Source organism: Labrys sp. KB_33_2 (assembly GCF_052114505.1).
Taxonomy (GTDB): Bacteria; Pseudomonadota; Alphaproteobacteria; order Rhizobiales; family Labraceae; genus Labrys.
This window is the reverse complement of sequence record NZ_JBFREW010000002.1, coordinates 215,432-237,840: the sequence shown is the minus strand read 5'-3', so window position 1 is coordinate 237,840 and position 22,409 is coordinate 215,432. Positions and strand designations below refer to the sequence as shown.

The 22,409-nt window shown below is 64.4% G+C and carries 20 protein-coding genes; 12 read left to right on the top strand and 8 right to left on the bottom strand.

Features of this window, described 5'->3' with window-relative positions; all coding sequences use genetic code 11:
• Positions 1–41 precede the first annotated feature (41 nt).
• The gene (locus tag AB4037_RS04425) at positions 42–866 is read left to right on the top strand and encodes a tetratricopeptide repeat protein (protein ID WP_434960679.1); all 825 of its coding nucleotides are present in this window, start codon (positions 42–44) and stop codon (positions 864–866) included.
• Positions 867–903: 37 nt separating this feature from the next.
• Here AB4037_RS04425 and AB4037_RS04420 read toward each other — a convergent pair whose 3' ends face one another.
• The 7 genes from AB4037_RS04420 to AB4037_RS04390 all read right to left on the bottom strand — a co-directional run bounded on the left by AB4037_RS04420 (position 904) and on the right by AB4037_RS04390 (position 7,038).
• The gene (locus tag AB4037_RS04420; protein ID WP_434960678.1) at positions 904–1,362 is read right to left on the bottom strand and encodes a hypothetical protein; all 459 of its coding nucleotides are present in this window, start codon (positions 1,360–1,362) and stop codon (positions 904–906) included.
• 14 nt (positions 1,363–1,376) lie between these two features.
• Complete coding sequence (locus AB4037_RS04415; protein ID WP_441770666.1) at positions 1,377–2,750, bottom strand: type II and III secretion system protein family protein; 1,374 nt, start codon at positions 2,748–2,750, stop codon at positions 1,377–1,379.
• A gap of 46 nt (positions 2,751–2,796) precedes the next feature.
• Entirely contained in the window at positions 2,797–4,959 is a 2,163-nt protein-coding gene (gene sctV / locus AB4037_RS04410; RefSeq protein ID WP_441770665.1) for a type III secretion system export apparatus subunit SctV, read from the bottom strand.
• Positions 4,946–5,266 (bottom strand): hypothetical protein, encoded by a 321-nt coding sequence (locus AB4037_RS04405; RefSeq protein ID WP_434960675.1) that lies wholly within the window; start codon positions 5,264–5,266, stop codon positions 4,946–4,948. Before AB4037_RS04405 ends, sctV begins: the two co-directional genes overlap by 14 nt.
• 17 nt (positions 5,267–5,283) lie before the next feature.
• A complete protein-coding gene (locus AB4037_RS04400) occupies positions 5,284–5,721 on the bottom strand; it encodes a hypothetical protein (RefSeq protein ID WP_441770664.1) in 438 nt (145 codons plus the stop codon).
• Positions 5,718–6,749 carry a SctD/MshK family protein gene (locus tag AB4037_RS04395; RefSeq protein WP_441770663.1) on the bottom strand — a complete coding sequence of 344 codons (1,032 nt, stop codon included), beginning with the start codon at positions 6,747–6,749 and terminating at the stop codon, positions 5,718–5,720. Before AB4037_RS04395 ends, AB4037_RS04400 begins: the two co-directional genes overlap by 4 nt.
• A gap of 112 nt (positions 6,750–6,861) precedes the next feature.
• The gene (locus tag AB4037_RS04390; RefSeq protein WP_181160973.1) at positions 6,862–7,038 is read right to left on the bottom strand and encodes a hypothetical protein; all 177 of its coding nucleotides are present in this window, start codon (positions 7,036–7,038) and stop codon (positions 6,862–6,864) included.
• Between the two features lie 211 nt (positions 7,039–7,249).
• Between AB4037_RS04390 and AB4037_RS04385 the strand changes: the two genes are divergently transcribed.
• From AB4037_RS04385 to AB4037_RS04375, 3 genes are all read left to right on the top strand, one after another.
• A complete protein-coding gene (locus AB4037_RS04385) occupies positions 7,250–8,107 on the top strand; it encodes a MurR/RpiR family transcriptional regulator (RefSeq protein WP_441770662.1) in 858 nt (285 codons plus the stop codon).
• Between the two features lie 84 nt (positions 8,108–8,191).
• Positions 8,192–15,562, top strand: a complete 7,371-nt coding sequence (locus AB4037_RS04380; protein WP_441770661.1) for an MSCRAMM family protein — start codon at positions 8,192–8,194, stop codon at positions 15,560–15,562.
• 128 nt (positions 15,563–15,690) lie between these two features.
• Complete coding sequence (locus AB4037_RS04375) at positions 15,691–15,858, top strand: hypothetical protein (RefSeq protein WP_434960670.1); 168 nt, start codon at positions 15,691–15,693, stop codon at positions 15,856–15,858.
• A 302-nt stretch (positions 15,859–16,160) separates the two neighbouring features.
• Here AB4037_RS04375 and AB4037_RS04370 read toward each other — a convergent pair whose 3' ends face one another.
• A complete protein-coding gene (locus tag AB4037_RS04370; protein WP_441770660.1) occupies positions 16,161–16,844 on the bottom strand; it encodes a L,D-transpeptidase in 684 nt (227 codons plus the stop codon).
• A gap of 306 nt (positions 16,845–17,150) precedes the next feature.
• Between AB4037_RS04370 and AB4037_RS04365 the strand changes: the two genes are divergently transcribed.
• Genes AB4037_RS04365 through sctO form a run of 8 tightly spaced genes read left to right on the top strand, consistent with a single transcriptional unit; the run spans position 17,151 to position 22,388 of the window.
• Positions 17,151–17,798, top strand: a complete 648-nt coding sequence (locus AB4037_RS04365) for a type III secretion protein (RefSeq protein ID WP_441770659.1) — start codon at positions 17,151–17,153, stop codon at positions 17,796–17,798.
• The gene (locus tag AB4037_RS04360; RefSeq protein ID WP_434960667.1) at positions 17,795–17,977 is read left to right on the top strand and encodes a hypothetical protein; all 183 of its coding nucleotides are present in this window, start codon (positions 17,795–17,797) and stop codon (positions 17,975–17,977) included. Before AB4037_RS04365 ends, AB4037_RS04360 begins: the two co-directional genes overlap by 4 nt.
• A gap of 51 nt (positions 17,978–18,028) precedes the next feature.
• Positions 18,029–18,463, top strand: coding sequence for a hypothetical protein (locus AB4037_RS04355; RefSeq protein ID WP_441770658.1), 435 nt, complete (start codon positions 18,029–18,031; stop codon positions 18,461–18,463).
• Between the two features lie 32 nt (positions 18,464–18,495).
• Positions 18,496–19,308, top strand: a complete 813-nt coding sequence (sctJ, locus tag AB4037_RS04350; protein WP_441770657.1) for a type III secretion system inner membrane ring lipoprotein SctJ — start codon at positions 18,496–18,498, stop codon at positions 19,306–19,308.
• Positions 19,305–19,919 (top strand): hypothetical protein, encoded by a 615-nt coding sequence (locus AB4037_RS04345; RefSeq protein ID WP_441770656.1) that lies wholly within the window; start codon positions 19,305–19,307, stop codon positions 19,917–19,919. The genes sctJ and AB4037_RS04345 overlap by 4 nt, the downstream gene beginning before the upstream one ends.
• Before the next feature lie 27 nt (positions 19,920–19,946).
• Positions 19,947–20,546, top strand: coding sequence for a type III secretion system stator protein SctL (sctL, locus tag AB4037_RS04340; protein ID WP_434960663.1), 600 nt, complete (start codon positions 19,947–19,949; stop codon positions 20,544–20,546).
• Entirely contained in the window at positions 20,543–21,895 is a 1,353-nt protein-coding gene (locus AB4037_RS04335) for a FliI/YscN family ATPase (protein WP_441770655.1), read from the top strand. Before sctL ends, AB4037_RS04335 begins: the two co-directional genes overlap by 4 nt.
• Positions 21,888–22,388 (top strand): type III secretion system stalk subunit SctO, encoded by a 501-nt coding sequence (gene sctO, locus AB4037_RS04330; protein ID WP_441770654.1) that lies wholly within the window; start codon positions 21,888–21,890, stop codon positions 22,386–22,388. The genes AB4037_RS04335 and sctO overlap by 8 nt, the downstream gene beginning before the upstream one ends.
• Positions 22,389–22,409: the final 21 nt, after the last annotated feature.

The window sequence follows — 22,409 nt, the reverse complement described above, 5'->3', positions numbered from 1 at the left end:
GAGGCTTGCGATATGATCCGGCGGCTTTCAGGAGGATCGGCATGCGGCTGCGCACGGCGTTTTGTCCCGTCTTTGCGATGATGGTGCTGTCGGCATGCACCACGGCGCATAATGCCAACACGCCCGATGTCGGCCTGAGCGGCGCATCGAACACGCAATCCTCCCGCCTGATGCGGCTGGCCGCCGATGTCGAATCGCATGGCGACAAGGGAACCGCCCTCGCCCTCTACGAACGGGCGGCGGCCGCACCCGACGCATCGGCGACGGCCAATGTCGAGGTCGGCGACGCCTATGTGCGTGCGGGCTCCTATCCCAATGCGATAGGCGCCTATCGCACTGCGCTGGCGAAATCGCCCAAGGACGGCAAGGCGCTGGTCGGGCTGGGCTCGGCGATGATGGCGACCGGCGACAACGAGGCCGGGCTCCGCGCCCTCGGCGAGGGTGCGCAGATCGTCAACACCAGCAGCGCCTATAACCGGCTCGGCGTAGCGCAGACCGTGGCCGGACAGACCGGTGCGGCCGAAGCCTCCTTCTCGCGCGCCCTCACCCTGTCGCCTGCCGACCTCGACATCAAGGCCAATATGGCGCTCGCCGCATCCCTCGCCGGCGACGCGCCAAAGGCAATGCCGTTCATCCAGCAGGTTGCGGCTGCTCCGGACGCGCAATTGCATCACAAGCGCAACCTCGTGGTCTGCTACGGGCTGCTGGGTCAGGACAGCCAAGTCCGCACCACGCCACCTGTCGGCCTTTCCAGCAGCGAGGTCGATGCGCTGCTGGCCCGCACCCGCTCGATCCGTGCCAAGGCCAGCCCCAGGGAGCGCGCCGAGGCGCTCGGCCTGATGAACACCGCGGCCAGCGCAAGTTAGTCGATGGTGTGATCCTTCCCTCGGCCCGGATCCGACCCTAATCCGAGGACTGCTGCGTCGCGCTGCCGCCGGCACCGCCGAGATTTCCCGATGAGGATGCATCCCCCTCCTTCTCCCCCAGCAGATATTTGCGGGCCGCGCGCGCCGTAGGGGCGCCGGCGGCAGGACCCATGCGCCGGCCCTCGACAAGGTCACCCTGCCTTTCGGCCATGCGCTGCAGATTATAGGCATTGGCACAACCTGGCGGCAGATGGGCCCCGAGGTCGGGCATGGCGGCTTCCACCGTGCCCCAGGCCGGGCGTTGGACGTCGGCCGGAGGTCCCAGGCAGGCATCGGGCACCAGCACCGAGCCGGTCGCTCCCTTGGCCGAGCCATGGCCGCCATTGGTCGCCACATAGCTATAGCCAGGCGAATAATCGGCCGTGGAGCCCGCCGAGCAACCGGCCAGGCCAATCAGGCAAAAGCCAAGGCCGGCTCGCAGGAAATTCGCGTTCATCGCTGCCGTCCTTCCTATTTCACGATGAGGCCCATGCCGGCGGTATTCGCCGGCTTGCGAGCCTTCTTGTTTCGCGCGGGCCGGTCGATCGGCGTGGCGAGGTCATGGCTTCGCACGGGCTGGACGAGATAGGGCGTGACCAGGATCACCAGCTCGGTTTCCTCGCGCTGGAAGCGCTCCGACTGGAAGAGCGTGCCGAGCACGGGCACGTCGCCCAGGAAGGGGAACTTCTGCAGGCTCTTGGCAAATCTCTGCTGGAACAGCCCGGCGATCGCGAAGGTCTGCCCGCTTGCCACCTCCACCGTAGTATCGGCCCGGCGCACCACGAAACTCGGCAGGTTGAAGCCGCCCAGGGTAACGCCGCCGGAATCGGAGATCGAACTGACCTCCGGCTTGACGTGAATGGCGATGTGGCTGTTGGGGAGCAGGGTCGGGGTGAAGTTGAGCGAAACACCGAAGGACTTGTATTCCACCGTCACGGTATCGCGGCTTTGCGGAATCGGCACGGGAATCTCGCCGCCGGCGAGGAAGCTGGCCGTCTGGCCCGTCACCGCAGTCAAGTTCGGCTCGGCCAGGATCTTGACGATGCCGTTGCGCTGCAGGGCTTCGATGAGCGCGCTGACATTGACGGCATTGGATCGCACACCGATGCCGAGATTGCCGCCGCCCTCGCTCACACCGCCGGTCTTCAAGAGGCCGAAGGAGAAATTCCCCGAATTGGCGAACACGCCCCAGTCCACGCCGAAGGACAGCAGCTCGGAACGCGAAACCTCGGCAAAGCGCACCCGGATATTGATCTGCTGCGAGCCGGAGATGGTGGTGTCATTGATCGGCGGCCGGTCGGGCTGCGAATAGGTGCGCGCGACATCGTCGGTGTCGAGCGCTTCGTCGACGCTGCCGGCATTGCCGGTGGCGACGATGCGGTCCCCGAAAATGGTGAGATTGGTGGCGCCCCGAGGCTGCAATACCTTCTGCGCCCGCTGGGCGGGCCTGGGATCGGTGCTGACCCGGAATTCCGTGGTCGCCTCGATCTTCTGGTCGGCCGTCACCGCGATCAGATTGGTCAGGCCGGGCTTCAGCCCGAAGACATAAACCAGCTGCGGCGAGACGATCTGCAGATCCGCGATGGTCGTATCGGCGACCAGCACAGCTTCGACCGGCTGCTTGAAACGGAACAGGCGGCCCTGCCCCACGGCGAGGTCGACACTGGGTTTGCTCGGCAAGCTGGTCATGGTCTGGGCATGGACGCCTTGCATCAGGCCCAGCAGGAGAAGCACGAAAGCGGCAAGCACGGCCAGTTGCCGATACAGGAGAGACCAACCGATTTCCGGGGCGAGACCCGTTGCATGTGTGACCATGCAAAGGCCGGCCCTGCCGTGACTTGTCATTCCGTTCCTCTCCTTTTGATGCCGTCGGTGCCCGCCCTGCCCCGTGTCAGGCGGCCCCTTCATGTTGTTTGGCCGGGCGGGTGGTGGCGAGCGATGGCCGGGCAGCGCCCTGGCCCTGCAGGCTGGTGATGGTGGCGAGCGGCTGCACGTTGAATTCCGGCGCAAGCTCCTGATAGGACAGAACCGCGAGTTCGAGGCCGTTCTGGGCCAGAAAGGCGCGCATGTGGCGCCGGACGTCTCCAGCCGTCAGGACGACGGGGGTGGCGTCCGGCGCGGTTTCGGCCAAAGCCCGGCCGATCTGAGCCACGATGGATTGGGCCTGCTCCTCCGGCAGGCCGAGAAAGCCACCCAGCGCCGCCGATTGCTGGCCGGCGCGCAGCAATTCTTCCGCCGAAGGCTGCATGACATAGGCGGCGATGACTCGGTTGCGGTCGGCGGCACGGAAGCTGATCTGCCGTTTCAGAGCAGCGCGCACATGCTCGGCAAGCAGTGCCGGATCCTGCTCGCGAGCGCCGGCTTCCACCAAGGCTTCCAGAATGATGCGCAGATTGCGGATCGGCACATTTTCCGCGACCAGCCGGCGCAGCACCTCGGCAATCTTTTGCAGCGGCATGGCTTCGCGCGCTTCCCTGACCAGCTCGCCATACTCTTCCTCTGCCTCGGAAAGCAGCGTACGGGTCTCCTGGATGCCGAAGAAGTGCCCGGCATAGCGCTTCAGCACGTCCTCGGTCCATTTGCCGACGACCTCCCCCGGCCCGAAGGAGGTCAGCCCGGCCTCGGCCAGCGCCGGCGCCGCACCGGCTTCGACCCAGACCGCATTCTCCCGCGGCCCGGCCGGATGTTCCTCATAGGCGAGGCCGAGCAAAGTGAGATTGGCGGCATCGCCTTCGACCTTGATGCGGTCTTCGGGCAGATCCGCCTCGAGCACCGGTGCCTCCTCCACGTCGATGCGGACGTGCTGCCTCGGCAAGGCCGGGTCCTCATAGACGCCGATGCGGGGCAGTTCGACACCCAGATCGTCATAGAGGCGCTGGCGAATACCACCCACATGATCGTCCAGCGCCATCCTGGCGAGCATGGTGCCCTTGCCATAGCGGACCAGGATCCGGGTCGAAGGCAGGGCGGCCTCCCCTTCCTGGGTTGGAAGCGAACCAGAAGCCGCGCCCGACCGCGCGATGTCGGCGGCGGCGACAGGGCCCGAGCCCTGTCCCTCTTCCTTCGTCCCCTTGGCATTGCGATGGAGGGCATAGGCGCCGGCGCCCAATATAGCGCCGAGAATCAGGAAGACGATGGTGGGGAAGCCGGGCACCAGGCTGAGACCGAGCAGGATGACCGCCGCCAGGCCCAGCGTGCGCGAATCGCGCAGCAATTGTCCGGCGATCTGGCCGCCGAGATCGCCTTCCCCATCCGCCCCGGCGACGCGGGTGATCATGGTGCCCGAGGCCACCGCCACCAACAGCGCAGGGATCTGGGCGACCAGGCCGTCGCCCACCGTCAGCAGGGCATAGGTGGACGCCGCCACGCCGATCGACATGCCATGCTGGAGGGTGCCGACGGCAATGCCGCCGATCAGGTTGACCAGGATGATGACGATGCCGGCGATGACGTCGCCCTTCACGAATTTCATGGCGCCATCCATGGCGCCGAAAAGCTGGCTTTCGCGTTCGAGACGCTGCCGGAGCCGGCGCGCTTCCGTCTTGTCGATGTCGCCATTGCGCAGTTCGGCGTCGATGCTCATCTGCTTGCCGGGCAAGGCATCCAGGGTGAAGCGCGCGGCGACTTCCGCGACCCGCTCCGCGCCTTTGGCGATGACCAGAAACTGCGCGATGGTAATGATCAGGAACACCACCAGCCCCACGGCGATGCTGCCGCCGACCACGAAGGTACCGAACGCCGTGATGATCTGGCCGGCGTCGGCCTGAAGCAGGATGAGGCGGGTCGTGGTGATGGTGATGGCAAGCCGGAACAGGGTTGCGATCAGAATGACCGACGGCAGCGACGAGAAATCCAGCGGATGGCTGACATAGAGCGCGGCAAGCAGCACCAGCACGCTGATCGCAATGTTGGTGGTGATGAGGACGTCGACCAATTCCGTCGGCAGGGGAATCAGCATCATCACCACGGCGACCAGCATCATGATCGCGATGACGAGATCGGCGCGTTTGGAGGCTTTTGCAAGGAACGTCAGAACGCGGTCAGGCATGGTCATTCAGCTCTCGTTGCGCCAGAAAGTCCTGAAAGGACTGGCGCGCTTCCACTGTGCGCCCTGCCGCCAGCAAGGCCTTGCCCCTGAGCAAGGCGAGGGCGGGATGATCGGCGCTTCCCAGTTTCTCCAGCCGTTCGATCGTGGCGAGCGCCTTGTCCGCCTCTCCGCCCAGCACGAGCAGATGGGCCAGGGTGCGCAGCACTTCCGTATTCGCCGGCTCGAGCTGAGCCGCGATGAGGAGATAGGCGGTGCCGCGCTTGACCTGCCCGTGGCGGCCATAGAGATGGCCCAGCAGGTGCAGCAGCTTCACGGTGTCCTGCCGGTCGGTCAGCTTTCGGTTTCCTTCTGCAGCCGCGCCATCAGGTCGCGATGACGTTCGATCTCTTCCTCCATCAGCGATCGGGCGAGGCTGCGAAGCTGGTCTCCTCCTTCCAACTGGGGCACCAAATCGGCAATGCAATAGCGTAGAATGGACACCGAGCGGCGCAGGATGGCCGAGCCCGCTCCCTTGGGCATGGTGAAATCCAGGAGTTCGTCATCGAGGGAGCGCTTTGCCGATGGTCCCGCCGGCCTGCCGGTCGATCGCGCCGCCGTCTCCGAACGCTCGCTCTTGTTCGTCTTGCCGGCTTCTCCGGAACGCGACTCGATCGAATGCAGCCGCCGCCGGTTGACCGGAGGTCCCTGCAAGCCCTTGACGTTCGTCTCCTGGCTGGACGAACCGAGATTGGGGGCATCGAGGCGAATTGCATCCAGCCGTCGGGTCATCGGTATTTCAAGGTGAGCGTCGTGCCGTTCTTGGCCAGCCTCAGATCATCCTCCCCGATCTTCTCGATGATCCAGCCGCCGGTGACGAAAGCCCCTTCGTGATAGCGCGCACCATCGCTGGCGATGACATAGGGCCGCTCCCCGAACCAGATCGCTCGCAAGGTGAGCGGCGGCGACTGGGCCGGCTTGCCCGTCTCGACGCGTGAGACGAGAGGGACGCGGTCGCCATAGGCTTGGTCGTAGCGGGCCTGGATGTCCCGCCAGGCCTCACCTTGCTGCACCGGCAGCACGCCCGAAACGACCAGGCGGTCCTTTTCGGCGCCGATCGTCAGATTGGAGAATCCGGCGGCGGCCAAACGGCCTGCCAGGTCGTCGCGAGCACGGCTTGCCGGGTTGGCTCCGCCGTTCAGGCTCGCGACAGCCGGCTGCGCACCTGGCTTTTCGGAAACAAACGGAAGCGGCTGCGGCTCTTCGGCCGGATGGGCCTGGGAGGAAAATGCCGTGGCGCTCGGCAGCCAATTCAGGGCGTGCGAGGCCCCTACCACCATGACGACGATTCCGCCACTCGCGAACAGCAGCCTGCGGAGCCATGTACCGCCGTCAAAACGCGTCGCCATCGCCGAGCGGCCGCGCAAATCGAGCCGAAACCGCGCCTCGCCGATGCCGACCTCGAGCGGCAGGTGACAGCGGCGGCCATGGCCCTGTGGCAGGATTTCCCCTTTTGCAAGGCTGAGCGCCCCGCCGAGCGCCTCGATCTCCACCCGGCGCCCCCGGCAACGCAGGCGCGCATGCATGGGCGCAATTCCCGCATCCCTCAGGACGATCTCGGCGTCCTTGCCCGAGCCGATCGTATAGTCCGCCTCATCGAGGCCGAGACTGGCGCCCTCATGGAGGCCGCCGGTCACCTCGAAGTCCATGGTGGCTTCGGGCTCGAATCGCGCCTTGTTCGCATCTGCGGCCGGCGGTGACGAGGGCCGACGCAGGGCACGCGCCTCACCTTGAGCCTTGTCGATCAATCCGGTGGGCATCGATCCCGTCCCCAATCCCCAATCGGGCCTCCTTTTCCGATCTGCGTCTTCGGAAAGCGACTCCGACAATGCGGTTCAAGCGCCGCCAGCCGAAGCCGGCGGCGCTCGTGACTCAGGTCTTGCTGCCGCGGGTAATGTTGTCGGCGGCCTTGTTTTTGACGCCGATTTCAGTCGTCGCCACCTGAAGCTTCAGGTTCAGCAAGAACATCTTTTCCATTTTCGCGATCGCATCGTCGACAGCTCCGCTGGGGCTGCTTGATGCGTTTGGATTTAGGGAAGACACGGACATCGTTCACTCCTTGAATCGCGCTTCGAACGGCGAGATCACAAGACCGCGAAGGGCATCGCTCGGATCGCCGTCGTCGGCATGCTAGTGAATCTCGAAATGAAAGTCCATTTGGAATGCGTGTTATTAATAAGTTCCAATTGTTGCATTGGCGAAGGCCATGTCATACTCTCGTCATCAACAAATTTGGGTCACAGCAATGAGAGAAGGTCCGTTGACGCAGCTCCTGGTCGAGCGGTTCGAGACCATGCCGTCGCAACTGAAGCTGGCGGCCCGGTTCGTGCTGGACCACCCCCAGGAAGTTGCGCTGATATCGATGCGCGAGCAGGCGCAGCGGGCCGGCGTCTCGCATTCCACCATGATGCGCCTTGCCCGCTGGCTGGGCCTGGAAGCCTATGAAGACATGCGCGCCCTTTATGCGCAGGCGCTGCGCGAACCGGGCGCCAAACCGGCAGAGACGGTCGAGACGCCCAGCGTGGCGGAGGACGGCCAAGGTTATTCGACGGTCAGCGCCACCACCGACATGCTTGCCGCACAGGTCGCCCGTCTGGGCGAATACACCAGCGCCATGCAGCATGTCGCCGTCGCGGACATATTGATCGGCGCGCGGCGCGTCTATTGCCTGGGGCTGCGTTCAGAACAGGTCGTCGCCACCCACTTTTCCCGCCTGCTCTCGCTCTTCGACGATCGTGGCACGCTACTCGATGCCGCCGCAAAGGGCGAGGTCGACGCACTTCGCCACGCCGGCCCCGAGGATGTCATGCTGGTCGTCGGCATGGCGCCCTATGCCCGTGCCACGGTCGAGGTTGCGCGCCGTGCCGCCAAGCGCGGTGTGACCATCGTGGCGATCACCGACAGCCGAGTGTCGCCATTGGCGCGCCTGGCTCGTGCCAGCGTCGTCGTCACGGTCGAATCCCATTCCTTCTTCAGGAGCGTCACGCCGGCCCTCGCGGCGGCGGAGATCCTGATCGCCCTTATTGCTCAACGGTCCGGCGTCGACGTCAAGGAAGCGATGCGTGCCGTGGAGCAGCACCTCAGCGAATACGATGTCTACTGGACGCCTTCACGATGAGGCCGCCACCGTCACTTTGAGATCCGGCTCAGGCGTTCCGGTGGAGGTACGCGGGAGATCGGACTGCTTTTGGAGATTCAACGCATGGTCGTTCGTCCCATCTTTGTGCCGCCACCCCCACCGAAGATCACCCCCAAGAACGACATCGACCATATCGCGGAACTTAGAGCCCAGGCGCAAAAGCTGCGCGAGCAGATCAGACTCGCGCAGAAGATGGGCGAGGCCGAAGAGGCCACCAAGCTGCAGAAGGAACTCAAGCAGACCAATACGGAGCTGACGAAACTCGAGCCGCCGGCGGTGGCAGCGCCCCCCGCCGTCACGCCTCTGGTCCTGGCGAGCAACACGCCCCTGATCACCACATCTGGCCCGACGACGGCGACCCCCGCCCTGTTTCTCGCGCCGCCGGCCACCACGCCCGCGATCACCCTCGTCGACAACCCGGCTCCCGCTGATACGCCGAAACCAGGGGCCGATGCCAACGCCATCGTGAAGGACGTGCAGGCAGGCAAGAGTGTCGACCAGATCGCCACCGAACGCGGGCTGACGCGCGACCAGGTTCTCAATGAACTCAAGGCCGGCGGTCTCGACGTCAAGACGACCGACCCGAAAAGCGACAATGGCGATGTCCGTACGACGCAGATTCGGGACCCCAAGACCGGCCAGATCGTCACCGAATATTACGACTTCCAGCACGGCACCTATTACACGCAGGTGAAGGACGCCAAGGGGACGGAGACCGACACGCCGGTGCGCGATGAATCCGGCCAGAAGCTCACCACCGACTATGACCCGAAGACAGGGACGACGACCACCCGCCGCGAGGACGATCTGGGCACGGGAACGATTACCCAGACGACGCGGCTCTCCAATGGCGTGACGACAGTGAAGACGACCGGCGCGGACGGCAAGACCACCACGGTGGTGACCGATGCCAAGGGACAGAAGACGACGCTCGCCGCCAACCAGGACCCGACCCGCAAGGGTGCAGCAGGCATCGAAAAGGATGTCGCCGATGGCAAGAGCATCGACCAGATCGCGGCCGAACGCGGACTGACCAAGGAACAGGTGACCGCCCAGCTCGCAGCCGCCGGCCTGGAGATCAAGACGAGCCAGCCCACCAGCGACAATGGCGATGTGCAGTTGACCGAGATCATCGATCAGAAGACCGGCAAGACAGTCACCGCCTATTACCAGGACTACCAGCACGGTTCCCACACGGTGCGCACGACCGACGAAAAGGGCAATGCGGTTACCACCAGCACGGAAAGCAACGGGACCGAGACGAAGAGCGTGGTCGAGGGCAATGGCCGTACCACCCGCACCGTGAAGCAGGGCAAGGACACCACCGTCTCCGTGACCTTCAACGGCTACACGCTGACCACCAAGCCGGACGGCAGCATGACGCTGCACGACGACGCCACCGGGCGAGACGTCAAGGTCAAGCCCGACAGCGCCGAGGCGGCGCTTGCCCAGACTTTGGTTTCCATCGATCCCAAGAGCTCCGATCCGAAGGAAGCCAAGAAGGCCGAGATCGTCAAGACGACGCTCGACGGCATCTTCGCCGGCGAGGAATTGCCGGACCTGCAGCAGGCTGTCAACGACCTGCACCAGAAAACCCAGGACGCCATCAAGACATATGGCGAGGGCCAGCCTGGCACCAATCCGACGGCGGAAAATCCCTATGGCACGCCGCCTCCCGGCAAGGCGCCGTCCGGAGGCGCCTGGGTGCCGATGAACGGCAAATGGGTCGATCCGGTGGTCGCCAAGGCAATGGCTGCCGAAAACGTAGCCCTCGGGCGTCGTGCCGAGGCGAGTGCCAAGGTCAACCAGTCACAGGCGCAGTTGGACGTCTATGCGCTCGATCCCGCCTACAAGGGCGCGATGACCGACGCCAAGGCCCTGCTCGATGACAAGCTGGCGCCCTTCGGGCTGCAATGGAATGCACCGACGCCGGAAGGCTCGCTCGCCGACGCCAAGAAGAATCTCACGGAGGCCAACACCCAGCTCGCCAACGCGACGACAGCGCGCGAGAATTACGAGAAGGCCCAGAGCCTCCTCGACCAGGCGATCACCAAGCAGGCGACATTGCCACCTCCGCCGCCGCCGCCCGGGCAGACGACGGTACGGGCCACGAACGACAATACCAATTACGAATTGAAGGACGCCCAGTCCAAGGCGGCCCATGACGACGTGACCTCACTGTTCTATCAGGCCGGACTCTCTGCCAGCCAGGGCGACAAGGCGCTGGCGGACTATCTGGTCGGCATTCGGCAACAGGAAGTCAACGCCACCAAGCCGGGCACGCCGGAGCGCACGGCGGCTGAGAAAAATCTTAGCGATACCAAGACATTGAGCGAGAATGCTGGCAAGCAGGTCGATGCTGCCACCGCCTATGCCAACTTCTATTCTGCCACGAGCACGCTTTCGGGCCAGGAGGTCCAGGCCACCGATCTCAGGCAGAAGATTCTGGCACAGTACCGCGCTGCCAATCCCGGCTCGTTCGACATGAACAAGGAATATTCCACTTATGGCGGCGATTATCTCGGCAAGATCAAGGAACAGCACGTCATAGAGGATCCCAAGGATCATCAGCTCTATCTGGAGACCAGATACGAGCACGACACCAAGCGTGTTCAGCTCACCTTTGCGACCAGCGACAAGAACATCCGTGACGATCTGCGCAACAATTCGCTCAACCAGCAGTGGCAGGCGCTTCTCAACAGCCCCGCAAATACCAATATGTGCTACGCCGATGGCAGCGGCGGCCTGGCGGCGGCCAAGGCGGCGCAGGTCTCGGCCGGCCAGCAGATCCAGGCGATGATGAAGGACCAGCTCGGCCTGGTGCGGGACGGTCTCGACAAGCAGATCACCGGCCTCAAGACCGACCTCGATGGCGCCCTCAAGCAGCACGGCCCGGGCAGTGTGGAGGCGCCGGCAGGCCTGCTGCCCCAGGGCACCCAGCCCGTGGAGGTCACGGTCAACGGCCAGAAGGTGCAGGTGACCCCAGACATGGCCGGCGACGTGCAGCGTGGCGGCATCGATGCCATCGTCAAGAGCGGCAAGCCGGTTCGCATGGAGATCGACGGCCAGTGGCTGTGGGTTCATCCCGACGTCGCAGCGGCCCAGATCCGGCTCGACACGGCGCAGGATCGGCGCGCAAGCGTCGAGAATGCCCGCCAATCGGCCGAGCGCTCCGAGCAATGGTATTCCTTCCTGCTGACTCAGCCGCTCAAGCTGTTGGACGATGCGGGATCGGCGCCCTATTACGCCCATCTCCAGAGCGTCTATCTCGACGACCATCGCGACCAGGCGATGTCGGTCTATCAGGCCACGTTCCAGAACCTCTATAAATCAGGCTACAACGACCAATTCACGCCGCTCGAAGGTCGCCAGGCCCAGGAAGGCCTGGTCGCTCGCACCCTTGGCCTGGATACCTCCAGCGAAGAGGGCCGGACAGCTCTCGACAACGTGGTCGACGAGATCCGCGACATCGGCGGCAACGCCGCCTCGGTCAAGGTCGTGCCCCTGTTCTATGTCGACGACAAGGTCGGCGCGCAGCAGATCGCGCTTTTCGCGGTCCAGGATGGCGACAAGACCTGGTATGTCGACGCCACGGGCCAGAAATTCGAGTCCATCAAGGATTTCCAGGACGGCAACCGCCAGTTCCAGGAAAGCGGCAAGCTTATCGCGCCGACCGGCCTCAACATGAAGCCCGGGGCCGACGGCAAGATCGACCTGGAGGTCGTCCAGGCCCGCAACGTCTCGACCTTCGACAAGATCATCGATCCGATCGTGGGCATCGGCACGGCCCTCGCCACGGCCGTTGCCGTCATTCCCAACCCCTTCTCGCCGCTCGCGGCAGGCCTGGCCTATGCCGGTGGTGCCTATCTCGGTACCCGCGCGGTCATCAAGGAAGTGGACTATCTCCAGCATGGCGGCGAACTGGGCGACATGGAGTCGATGATGAACATCGGCACGGTGGCCACCACCGTCCTGCCGATGGGGTCGAGTGTGTTGCGCACCATCGGCATGGCGAAAACCACGGAACTGTCGGTGGCGCAGGCGTTCAGAGCCAGCATCGGCATGACCGGGCAAGGCACCTCCGTCGCCACGACGGCGGACGGTTATATGAGGAGTTCGGGCGGGCTCAACCGCACCGCGCGCGGTCTCGACTGGGCGGCCATCGGCACGGGCGTGCCGTTGACGGCGGTATCGGCCCATGACCTTGCCGCCTATGGCGACCAGATGAGCGGCCTGGAATTCGCCAGCGCGTTGACCAGCCTCGGCGTGGGTGTCGCCGGCACTGGCCTGGGCGTCAAAGGGCTCAGGGCCACCAAGCCGGTTGTTGCAGCCGATGGGCCAATTTCACGGCCCTTCAGTTCGGAAAGCGGGCGCACGCTGAGCTACCTCCCAGACGGAACGGTGACGGTCGGCGGACAACCGGTCGCGGCGAAAGATCTGTCGATCGGGCTGTCAAGCAAAGGCGCCGTCGACAAGGACACCTTCCTGGTGGTCGCCGATGAGACCAACCTGCCCGGTGCGACCCAATTGATCGACGATCTCCGCAACACCGGGTACCGGGAGGGCCAGAGCATCACGATCCTTGCCTGCCGCGCCGGCTCCCTTGACCATCAAGCGGGCGGCCCCCTCACGCGCTCTCTCGCCGGTGAGCTCGCCGACAGGTTGGGCGTACGGACGCGCGCCTATGACGGGCCCGTCGAGCTTGCCGGCGACATCAAGCCGGCCCAGGGAGGCCGGGAAGTGGTCGAGTTGCCCGGCCTGCCCCTGACCGATGTTTCAGGGGGAGGAACGATCAAGCAGCCCAACCATGCCGCTCAAACCGACTTCTGGTTTGGAGGAGGCAAGGGTACGGCGCCGCCCGCCTCCCCGATCAGCGTGCATGTTGCTGGAGACGGGCCGATCGATCCAATCACCCTTGGCAAGAAGACAGGGTCCAATCCCTCGGCGGCAGCAGCCAACACCCCTCCGGCCAAGTCGCCGAAAAACACGGCTCCCACACGCAAGCAATTGCAAGCCACCGATCCCAAACAGTTGGACTTCACCCAACTCACCGCCAAGAACGTGCCATGGCTGAAGCCGGACCAGATCGCCTCTTTCACGCCCAAGCAGTGGGAGGCCTTCAAACAGGCCGGGTTGCAGGGCCATCTCACGCGCAGTCAATTGCAGGCGATTCCGGAAAACCGGGTCAGAAATCTCGACACCGGCGCCCTGTCGAAATCCCAGGTCCGTTCGCTGACCAGGGCCCAGGTTGCGGCCTTCAATAGCAAGCAATTGCAGGCGCTCCATCAGGCCGGCCTGCAGGAGCATCTGACTCAGGGCCAGATCGGGGCGATACCTGATAATCGCGTCAAATATCTCGATAGCGTCAGTTTGACGAAAAGACAGATCGGCGGCCTCTCCCAGGCCCAGATCGCCGCGATGACCAACAGCCAGTGGAAAGCCTTCAATCAGGCAGGGCTACTGCCTCATCTGTCGCGGGCTCAAACACGCTCGATCCCAGAGAACCGCATTGCAGACCTGAATATCGGCGCAATGGCGCCCAAGCAGGTCTCCTGGTTGACCCTGAAGCAATGGGAAGCCTTCAAGCGATCCGGCCTCCAGGGGCAGCTGACGCAGGCCCAGATCGGTGCAATCCCGACCAACCGTGTCAAATATCTCGACATCGCCGGGCTGGGCGCCAAGCAGGCTGGATGGCTGAAGCCCGACCAGCTTTCGGCACTGACCAAGTCGCAGATCAGGGCCTTTTCTGGCGAACAGCTGCGCGCTTTGCCCGATGCGTCTGTCGCAGATATGGCAGCCAGCCTTACGCGCAGGCAGATACCCGAGTTGACGCTTGCCCAGATGGAAGCGGTTGGCGACGCCCAGAAGAAGGCGATGAGCGAGGAAGGGCGCACGCTCCTGGACGAACTCATCGAGGTCCGCAACCTCTCACCGGACGACATCGCCCGCCTCTCGCCGAGCGGAATCATCAATCTCACGGCCGACCAGTTGAAGGGCCTGACGCCGGACCAATTGCGCGCCATCGCACCCAAGCGCATCAAATATCTCGATCTGGCCGAGCTCAACCCCTCGCAACTGAGCGAGCTGACGCCAGAGCAGGTGAAGAAGTTCAGGCCGGGCCAGCTCGCGGGGCTGAAGGACGATCAATTGAAGGCCCTCACGCCGGCTCAGGTCGATGTGCTCAAGCCCTTCCAGACAGCTCTGCTCAAGGCTGACCAGCGCTCGGCCCTCAACGGCTACACGCCCGCCTCGGCGCCGGTGCGGGCGCTGGCAAAAATGCGCGCGATGGGTGTCGACGATCTCGTGCTCACCACAACCGCCACGGCCACCTTCGCCGCCGTCTGGCCGGCTTTGCCGCCGCATCTCCAGGCCTATATCCGGGCCGGTGGCCTCGCCTGGCGCGGCCTGACCATGAGCACCGCCGCTGCCCTGCCGGGCAAATGGACGGCGCTGCACACGCCGCTGGGCCGCATCATGAAAATCGGCGATGCGCTGAGCTATCTACCGACCCAGGCGGCCGGCATCCCGACCTCAGTCACTCTGGGCGGGGCCGGCGGGGCTCTGTTTGAAGGCAGCAACGCCTTCTATTTCGCCAAGGCGGTACGTGAGGCCCGCACGGGCCGGCCAGCCATGCCGATGGCCGACAAATGGAACCTGCCTTCCTATGCGATCGGGAGCGGCCTCTCGCTCGGTGATTCCATCCCCAAGGATGGTTCGAATCTTTCGAGCATACCCGGCGTGCCTGATTTCGTTTCGAAAGGGTTCGACTTCGTTCCGGGCGGCGCCGATACGGTCGACAATGCCGCTTTCCTCTTCGGCTCGGCCTATTTGTGGGCACGGGGCGCCCGAAAGGGATTGGGACGGGGGAATTGGGAGCCCAAAATGTCGGGCTGGGATCGTGTCGTCTTCGGCGTCACCTTCGGCGGCGGCATGATCCTGTTCAGCGGCATCGTGGTCGCGAACTGGCTGGATCAGCAGAAGAAGGCAAATGCCCCCGGCGTACAGCCCCCCGGCAACAACAATTCCACGCTGACACCGACGCCGGCAACGCCGACGCCGGCGACTCCAACACCGACGCCATCAGGGACGACGCCAACACCCACGACCTCCCCCACGGCCACGAGTTCCTCAACGCCCTCGCCGACCACCACCAAAACCGGGCCGAACAAACCCCGGCCCAAGGAGCCGGCCAAGGCGAGCTTCGTACAGACCCATCCGGCCGGGCCGCAAGACGGTGCGGGACGCCTCAATCCCGAGCTCGAACGCCAGGGTTACCAGCCGATCATCGCCCGCGACGGCGATACGATGGGCGGCATCGCGCGCAACCATTCGGCCGATGTGCGGGAAACGGTGCTGCTGAACATGGGCCACATCGCCATCCCGGACATCCTCTTCGCCGGCGACCGCATCTACCTGCCGGGTGCGACGGCGTGAGGTGAGTTCGCAAGCGCTCCGCTTCCGCGGAGAAGGACCGATCTCGCCTTGATTCAAGTCAATGCAGACCCTCCATGACGGGTCCAATCTGCCCCCCATCGCTTCGAGGTAAGCCATTGGGGGCGCAGATGGGCCTGATCGTTCGATTGTTGCTGTTCGTGGCGGCGCCCATCGCCGCCCTTTTTGTGGCCAAGGATTCCCTGAACTTCCAGCTCGCCCAGATGTTTTTCGCGATGACGATCTTCATCGCCGTTGGGGTGGTTGCCGCGTTCTGGGCGTCCGGGAAAAAGACCTGATTCTTCCGGCACGGCGCTTCAAAAACTGGTGAGCTTGCCAGTTAAGAAGACATGTTAAAACAATAAGTTAGAGAAAATCTCGATGCGGAGAGGCCACGCTCTTACCCGTCGACTTTTGAAACTCACACGGCACCCGGAAAGGTTGCGACAGGTCCCCGCCGGCAATTTCTACAAGAATCTAACAGTATTTTTTTACCTCCCGCCATAGCGTTTGTGATTTGGTGGAATCACCAAGAATCGCAGAGGCGCGTCGAACCAAGGAGCTAGAGCAAAAAGGCGTTTCCCTCTAAACGCGCTTCGCTCTAGCGCACGACGACCTCGGCGCCAATCACGGCGCGTTGATACAGATCGATGACGTCGTCGTTGGTCATACGGATGCAGCCTGAGGAATTAGCCGTGCCGACCGTCCAGGGCGCATTGGTGCCGTGGATGCGATAGAGCGTGTTGCCGATATAGAGCGCGCGGGCGCCGAGCGGATTGTTGGGACCACCCGCCATCCGCACCGGCAAGTCATGCCCTTGCGCAGCCTCTCTTTCCCGCATTTCGGCAGGCGGGCGCCAGTCGGGCCACTCCTTCTTGTCGAGGATGCGATCCCGCCCCGACCAGGAAAAGCCCTCGCGTCCGACACCGATGGCATATTTGAGAGCCCTGCCGTCCCCCAATACGTAGTACAGGCGACGCTCACCGGTATCGACGATGATCGATCCCTTAGGGTGGGGTTCGGTGAACGCCACGACCTCGCGTGCGATCGGCGGCGTGCGCCTTGTCACGAGTGGGTGCGCCGGTCCCGTGGCAGGCTCGTCGACGACATATCCCTGCGGATTGTCGGACGGCGCGATGACCATGTCCTGCTCGCTGTCATAGCTCCATGTGCGTGGATCATAGGCACCGCCCTGGGCCTCAGCGATGCCTGCCATCATCAACGAGATCATACCGGCGATGGCGGCAACCAGAGTGGCACTGCGCAAGATGGAACGCAGGATCATGCCCCTCCCTCGTAACGAGCGACACGCGTGAAAACATCCTGCCTCAACCATCATTCCTATGGTCTCCCCGGGCCCGTCGTATCGTTCAAAAACTGTAACAATGTACCTCCAGACACAATACAAATCTGAAGCGTTTGGCACTTACCTATGGCTCTATAATCCAATTGGACTTTCATTTCAGCGACGATCACGATAATGTGCGGCACGATTTGGCAGGTAAATCATGCCGTACGGGACTCGCGCTCGAAGAGCGAATGCGTCGTTGCACAGGTAAGGGGCATGGAAATTGAAACCAGCAGGATGGCCATGGGGACGAACCGTCGGTCTCCCGCCATTCTCGGCTTCGCAGTCGGATTGTGCCTGGGCGTGGCGGCGTTGCCGGCGCGTGCGGCGGAACCGGAGTGGCCTTCCGGCCCCTACAAATACATCACCATCGACCAGTCGGTTCGCGACGCCTTGACCGAGTTCGGCCGCAACATTCACGTCCCGGTGAAGCTCACCGACGGGGTGAAGGGGCGGTTGAGTGCCGGCATGCCGATGGGAACGGCCCGCGAGTTCCTGCAATGGGTTTGCGACCGCTACGGCCTAGTTTGGTATTATGATGGCTCCAGCCTGGCTGTGGCGACTGAGGCCGAAATGCGCACCGACATGTTCAAGGTCGATGCAACAGCCCTGCCTGGCATTCCCGGACGGCTGCTCGAACTCGGCGTCGCCGATGCGCGCTATCCCATCAAGATCGCCCAGAACGAGCGAGTCGTCTCGGTCTCCGGCCCGCCCGCCTATATCGACGCCGTTCGCAAGGCGCTCGGCGTGATGACGGAGCCGTCCGGCCCCGCCCGGGCGCGCGAAGTCGACGGTTCGGCTGAAAATGTCGTGCCTGTACGTGTTTTCCGAGGCCGGCGCGCCGAGGTCGAGACCCCGCCCGCCGCCAAGCATCCAGGAGAAAGCAAATGAAGATCGAGAGCAACGGCATCAGCCCGACCAACCAGCCCGATCCGACCAAGGAAAGCCAGGAAGCGGCCCTTCAAAAGCAGATGGAAGAAACCCTCGCCAACTTTGCCGTGAGCATGGCCCAGCAACAGGGTGACCGGGCTCTCGAAGGCATGCAGCAGGCCCGTAACGAGGAAGGCTGAGCCGGAGCCGGGAGGCAGCCACCCGCAATCGGCGATCGATGAGGAATGAACATGCAGCTTGCAGACGCTGCCATAGGCGTGGTTTCGGCGGCGCCCAGCCAGTCCCAGCCGACCCAGTCCCAGGCGAATGTCGAGCACCAGCTCTTCGACTATCTCGTGGAAATGGAAAAGAGCGTCGGGAAAACCGGGCAGCCCAATGATCCCGCTGCTCTCGTCGGCGGTGCCCTCCATTCGCTCGAAGGGGTGGTGCAGCAGGCCCAGTCTGCCTTTGCCAAGAACGGCCCGCAGGCGGGCGTCGCCTCGTCGGCCAGCGAAGGAGCCGGCAATAGCCCGGCCGGCAATGAACGGGCGCCGGGACAGCCGAACGCGGATCTGACGCTGGATCGCGCCATTTCCTTCATGTGGGCGGCGGCCAATGTCTCCGTCGCCATCAACAGCGTGACGGCCGCCACTGGCTCGGTCAACACGCTGATCAAACAGCAATAGTGCGTAGCGGGGGCTCCGTGAGGCCAGTATCGATGCATCGGTTGCCGGCCTGGCTGCGCCGGTTCGGCACCGTCTTTGCCCTTGTCGGCGTGCTGTTCCTGCAGGCCTGCACGGTGGAACTCTATACGGGGCTCAGCCAGCGCCAGGGCAACGAAGTCGTCGCCGCTCTGGTGCGCAAGGGCATTCCCGCCCAACGCCAGATCGACAAGGAGGGCACGGTGACCGTCCTGGTCGACAAGGCCCGCTTTGCCGAAGCCATGTCCGTGCTCGATGCGATCGGGCTGCCAAAGGAGAAGTTCGCGACCCTCGGCCAGGTGTTCAAGCGCGACGGGCTGGTCTCCTCCCCAGTAGAAGAGCGCGCTGCGATGATCTACGGGCTCAGCCAGGAGCTCTCGCAAACCATTTCCGACATCGACGGCGTCCTGTCGGCCCGCGTGCATCTCGTGCTGCCGGAGAACGATCCACTCAAGCAGCAATTGGTGCCGTCCTCGGCATCGGTCTTCATCCGCCACCGCACCTCGGTTGACATGAAGGAACTGGTGCCGCAGGTGAAGATGCTGGTCGCCAACGGCGTTGCCGGGCTGACCTATGACAATGTCTCCGTCATCCTCGTGCCGGTCGCGGCACCGGCCGAGCCGGCGACGAGCGAGCCGGGCCTCACGAACTTCCTGGGCATCTGGCTGCATCCCGACGATCTGGTGCGTGCGATGTGGATCGTCTATGGGCTCGTCGCCATTGTCGTGCTTTTGGCCGGGAGCTTGGCCTATCTTCACTGGCGGCGGCGACGCGATGTCTACGCCCTTGACGGCTCCCCCGCTCTTCGTGCCGTGAAGAGGGCGCCATGACCGACACGGTCCACACCACCGACGCTTGGCAGTCCTTTCTGCACAAACCGGCCCTTCATGCCATTGCCTCCCGCCTGGTTCCCTGTTTCGGCGGCACGCTCGGTGACGAGGCCTGCGCGCATATGCTCTCCGCCGAACGGCTGGAGACGCGGCTTTCGAGCCTGATCGGTGACCATTACGGCTTTTCCCGCCAGGAACCGGAGGTCGACGAAAACGACCGGCCTATCGCGCTTTGCGATGCGGACCGGCTGGCCGACATCGCACTGAAGGCCGGAGCGATTTATTGGGCTGCGTCGTTCGCCGGCGTGATCCGCCGCGAGACGACGGCAGCACTGCATGCGCAGCTCGGCGAGGCCCTGTGCGAATTCGCGGTGGTCAATCGCGACCTCACCGGTCCCGAACAGGAACTCGATCCGATCGATGACCTGGCGGAGCGGGTTGCGGCCGATGGCTGGCGCTGTCTCGGCGCCTGGTGCGACGCCATGCCCGCGGGGGTGGGGACGCGCGTTCGTCTCAAGCTTCCTCCCAGCCCGAAACTCGACGACGTCGCACCGGCGCCTTTTGCGCAATTGGGCCCGCCGATCGTGCGGCGGGCCGCAAGCTCGAGGTAGGGGATGGCGGGGCAGGACACAGGGCCCTTGGCCGATCGACCCAAGCGCCCGACCGGGCGCATCCTGCGCGCGGCGGAGGCAAAAGCCTGGCAGGACGGCTATGGCTTTCTGGAAGCGGCGCAACAGGACGCCGAACGCCTGCGCGAGGCCGGCCGCCGGGCCTATGCCGCCGAATATGCGCAAGGCTATGAGGACGGGCTTGCCAAGGGCAAGCAGGAGGCAGCCCATCTCGTCACCGAAACGACGGCCAAACTCGATCGCTATTTCCAGGGCGTTGAAAACCAGGTGACCGATCTGGTGCTGGAGGTCACCCGGCGCATGCTGGGCAGTTTCGACCTCGACGAGCTCGTCGCCAAGATCGCCCGCCAGGCCGTTTCCGAGGTCAGGCAGGCCAAATATCTCAGGCTCACCGTTCACCCCGACGCGCATGACAGGGTTCGCAAAGAACTCGAAGCACTCCTGCGGGAGCGGCAATTCGGCTTTCCGATCGAGACCACGACGGACCCTGCCCTCGCCCGCGACGCCTGCATCGTAGCAAGCGAGGCCGCCGTGATCGATGCCAGTGTTGCTACCCAGCTCGACGCCATCGCCGCTGCGCTTGGATCGGCGAGAAAGGCGGTGTCATGACCAACGCCTCCATCGACATCGACGCGAGGCTCGCCGATATCGTTCCGCGCCTTGGCAGGCGGCTGCGCGAAGAACATCAGCGGGGACGCAGCGGGCGGGTGCGCGAGGTCGTCGGCGTCGTCATCCATGCCACAGTGGAAGAGGCGCGGCTCGGCGAAATCTGCGACCTGGTCGATCCGAAGACGGGCCGCCGCGTCAGAGCCGAGGTCGTCGGCATTTCCGATGGCTCGGCGGTGCTGGTCCCGCTCGACGACCTCGCCGGCCTGTCGAGCCTGACGGAAGTGATCCCCGTCGCCGCACAATTGCAGATCGGCGTCGGTCCCGGCCTGCTCGGCCGCGTGGTGAGCGCCCTCGGCGAGCCGCTCGACGGCCGGCCGCTTCACGCCGATACGCTCGAGGACCAGCGCCCCGTGCATGCCTATCCCCCCTCGCCGCTTTCTCGCGGGTTGATCAGCGAGCCGATCCAGCTCGGCATCCGTGCGCTGGACGGGATGCTCACCTGCGCCCGCGGCCAGCGCATCGGCCTGTTCGGCGAGCCGGGTATCGGCAAATCGACCCTGCTCGCCAATATCGTGCGCGGCACCGACGCGGATGTCGCCGTCGTCGCGCTGGTGGGCGAGCGCGGCCGTGAGGTCCGTGAATTCGTCGAGCATGCGCTGGGCCCCGAGGGCATGGCGCGTACCATCATCGTCGCCGCGACCTCGGACAGGCCGGCCATCGAACGCGTCAAGGCGGCCTTCGTCGCCACCACCATCGCCGAATATTTCCGCGACCAGGGCCGCCACGTCCTGCTGGCGATGGACAACATCACCCGTTTCGCCCGCGCCCAGCGCGAAATCGGCCTGGCTTCGGGCGAACCGCCGACACGGCGCGGCTTTCCCCCCTCCCTGTTCGCGGCGCTGCCGCGCTTGCTGGAACGGGCCGGCCGAGGCCAGACCGGGACCATCACCGGCCTCTACAGCGTCCTGCTCGAGGGCGACGGCACGCTCGACCCCGTCGCGGAGGAACTGCAGGCACTACTCGACGGCCATGTCTTCCTGTCGAGCGATCTTGCCCGGCGTGATCATTTCCCGGCGATCGACGTCCTGCGCAGCAGAAGCCGCCTGATGAATAAGGTGATCTCGCAACAGCACCGGGCGGATGCAACCCATATACGCGAGTTGATGTCGCGCCACACCGAGGTGGAACTGCTGGTGCGCATCGGCGAGTACCAGAAGGGCAGCGACGCCGTCGCTGACGAAGCTGTCACCAAGATCGACCGGATCAACGCCTTCCTGCGGCAACCCTCCGACCAGCAGGAAGCCATGGAGCGTACCACCGAGCGCTTGCGGGATATCGTCAATGGCTAGGCAGGCGGTGATTTCCCAGCTCCACAAGATCCGCAGCTTGCGGGAGCGACGCGCCCTGGAAGCGGTTGTCCGCATGCAACGCCTGGCTCGTGAGGCACAGGACCAGGCGCAATCGGCGGCCACTGCTCTCGACACCCGGCTCGAACGGGCCGCAGCCGACGAACGAGCCTCGTTTGCCGATCTCATGCGCCAGGCGCTAACGGCACAGGATCTGCTGCGGCTGCGCGGCCGCTTCCAGTTGACCGCAAGCGAAGTGGAACAGCTGCGGCAGGCGACGGAAGAGGCAAGGCAGGCTGAAACCGAGCAGCAGCAGAAACTGGCGCAGGCACGCGAGGACCATCACGCCCGGCGCAAGGCCATCGAGAAACTGACCCGTCTCGTCGACGATCTGCGATCGCGCAGCGTGCGCCGGCAGGAAGCGATCGAGGAAATGATGATCGAGGAGGAAGCAACCCTCGCGGGCGCGTCAAAGCCCAGGCCAGTAAGAGCGTGATTTTCGCATGCATCAGAGACT

What these genes read in the sequence shown, in the direction of transcription:
- sctV (WP_441770665.1), bottom strand. Translation starts at nt 4,959, where the DNA reads ATGACCATGCCTGACCGCGTTCTGACGTTCCTTGCAAAAGCCTCCAAA.
- AB4037_RS04375 (WP_434960670.1), top strand. Translation starts at nt 15,691, where the DNA reads ATGGGCCTGATCGTTCGATTGTTGCTGTTCGTGGCGGCGCCCATCGCC.
- AB4037_RS04415 (WP_441770666.1), bottom strand. Translation starts at nt 2,750, where the DNA reads ATGACAAGTCACGGCAGGGCCGGCCTTTGCATGGTCACACATGCAACG.
- AB4037_RS04380 (WP_441770661.1), top strand. Translation starts at nt 8,192, where the DNA reads ATGGTCGTTCGTCCCATCTTTGTGCCGCCACCCCCACCGAAGATCACC.
- sctO (WP_441770654.1), top strand. Translation starts at nt 21,888, where the DNA reads ATGGCTAGGCAGGCGGTGATTTCCCAGCTCCACAAGATCCGCAGCTTG.
- sctJ (WP_441770657.1), top strand. Translation starts at nt 18,496, where the DNA reads ATGCATCGGTTGCCGGCCTGGCTGCGCCGGTTCGGCACCGTCTTTGCC.
- AB4037_RS04400 (WP_441770664.1), bottom strand. Translation starts at nt 5,721, where the DNA reads ATGACCCGACGGCTGGATGCAATTCGCCTCGATGCCCCCAATCTCGGT.
- AB4037_RS04345 (WP_441770656.1), top strand. Translation starts at nt 19,305, where the DNA reads ATGACCGACACGGTCCACACCACCGACGCTTGGCAGTCCTTTCTGCAC.
- AB4037_RS04420 (WP_434960678.1), bottom strand. Translation starts at nt 1,362, where the DNA reads ATGAACGCGAATTTCCTGCGAGCCGGCCTTGGCTTTTGCCTGATTGGC.
- AB4037_RS04425 (WP_434960679.1), top strand. Translation starts at nt 42, where the DNA reads ATGCGGCTGCGCACGGCGTTTTGTCCCGTCTTTGCGATGATGGTGCTG.
- AB4037_RS04335 (WP_441770655.1), top strand. Translation starts at nt 20,543, where the DNA reads ATGACCAACGCCTCCATCGACATCGACGCGAGGCTCGCCGATATCGTT.
- AB4037_RS04360 (WP_434960667.1), top strand. Translation starts at nt 17,795, where the DNA reads ATGAAGATCGAGAGCAACGGCATCAGCCCGACCAACCAGCCCGATCCG.
- AB4037_RS04355 (WP_441770658.1), top strand. Translation starts at nt 18,029, where the DNA reads ATGCAGCTTGCAGACGCTGCCATAGGCGTGGTTTCGGCGGCGCCCAGC.
- AB4037_RS04390 (WP_181160973.1), bottom strand. Translation starts at nt 7,038, where the DNA reads ATGTCCGTGTCTTCCCTAAATCCAAACGCATCAAGCAGCCCCAGCGGA.
- AB4037_RS04395 (WP_441770663.1), bottom strand. Translation starts at nt 6,749, where the DNA reads ATGCCCACCGGATTGATCGACAAGGCTCAAGGTGAGGCGCGTGCCCTG.
- AB4037_RS04365 (WP_441770659.1), top strand. Translation starts at nt 17,151, where the DNA reads ATGGGGACGAACCGTCGGTCTCCCGCCATTCTCGGCTTCGCAGTCGGA.
- AB4037_RS04370 (WP_441770660.1), bottom strand. Translation starts at nt 16,844, where the DNA reads ATGATCCTGCGTTCCATCTTGCGCAGTGCCACTCTGGTTGCCGCCATC.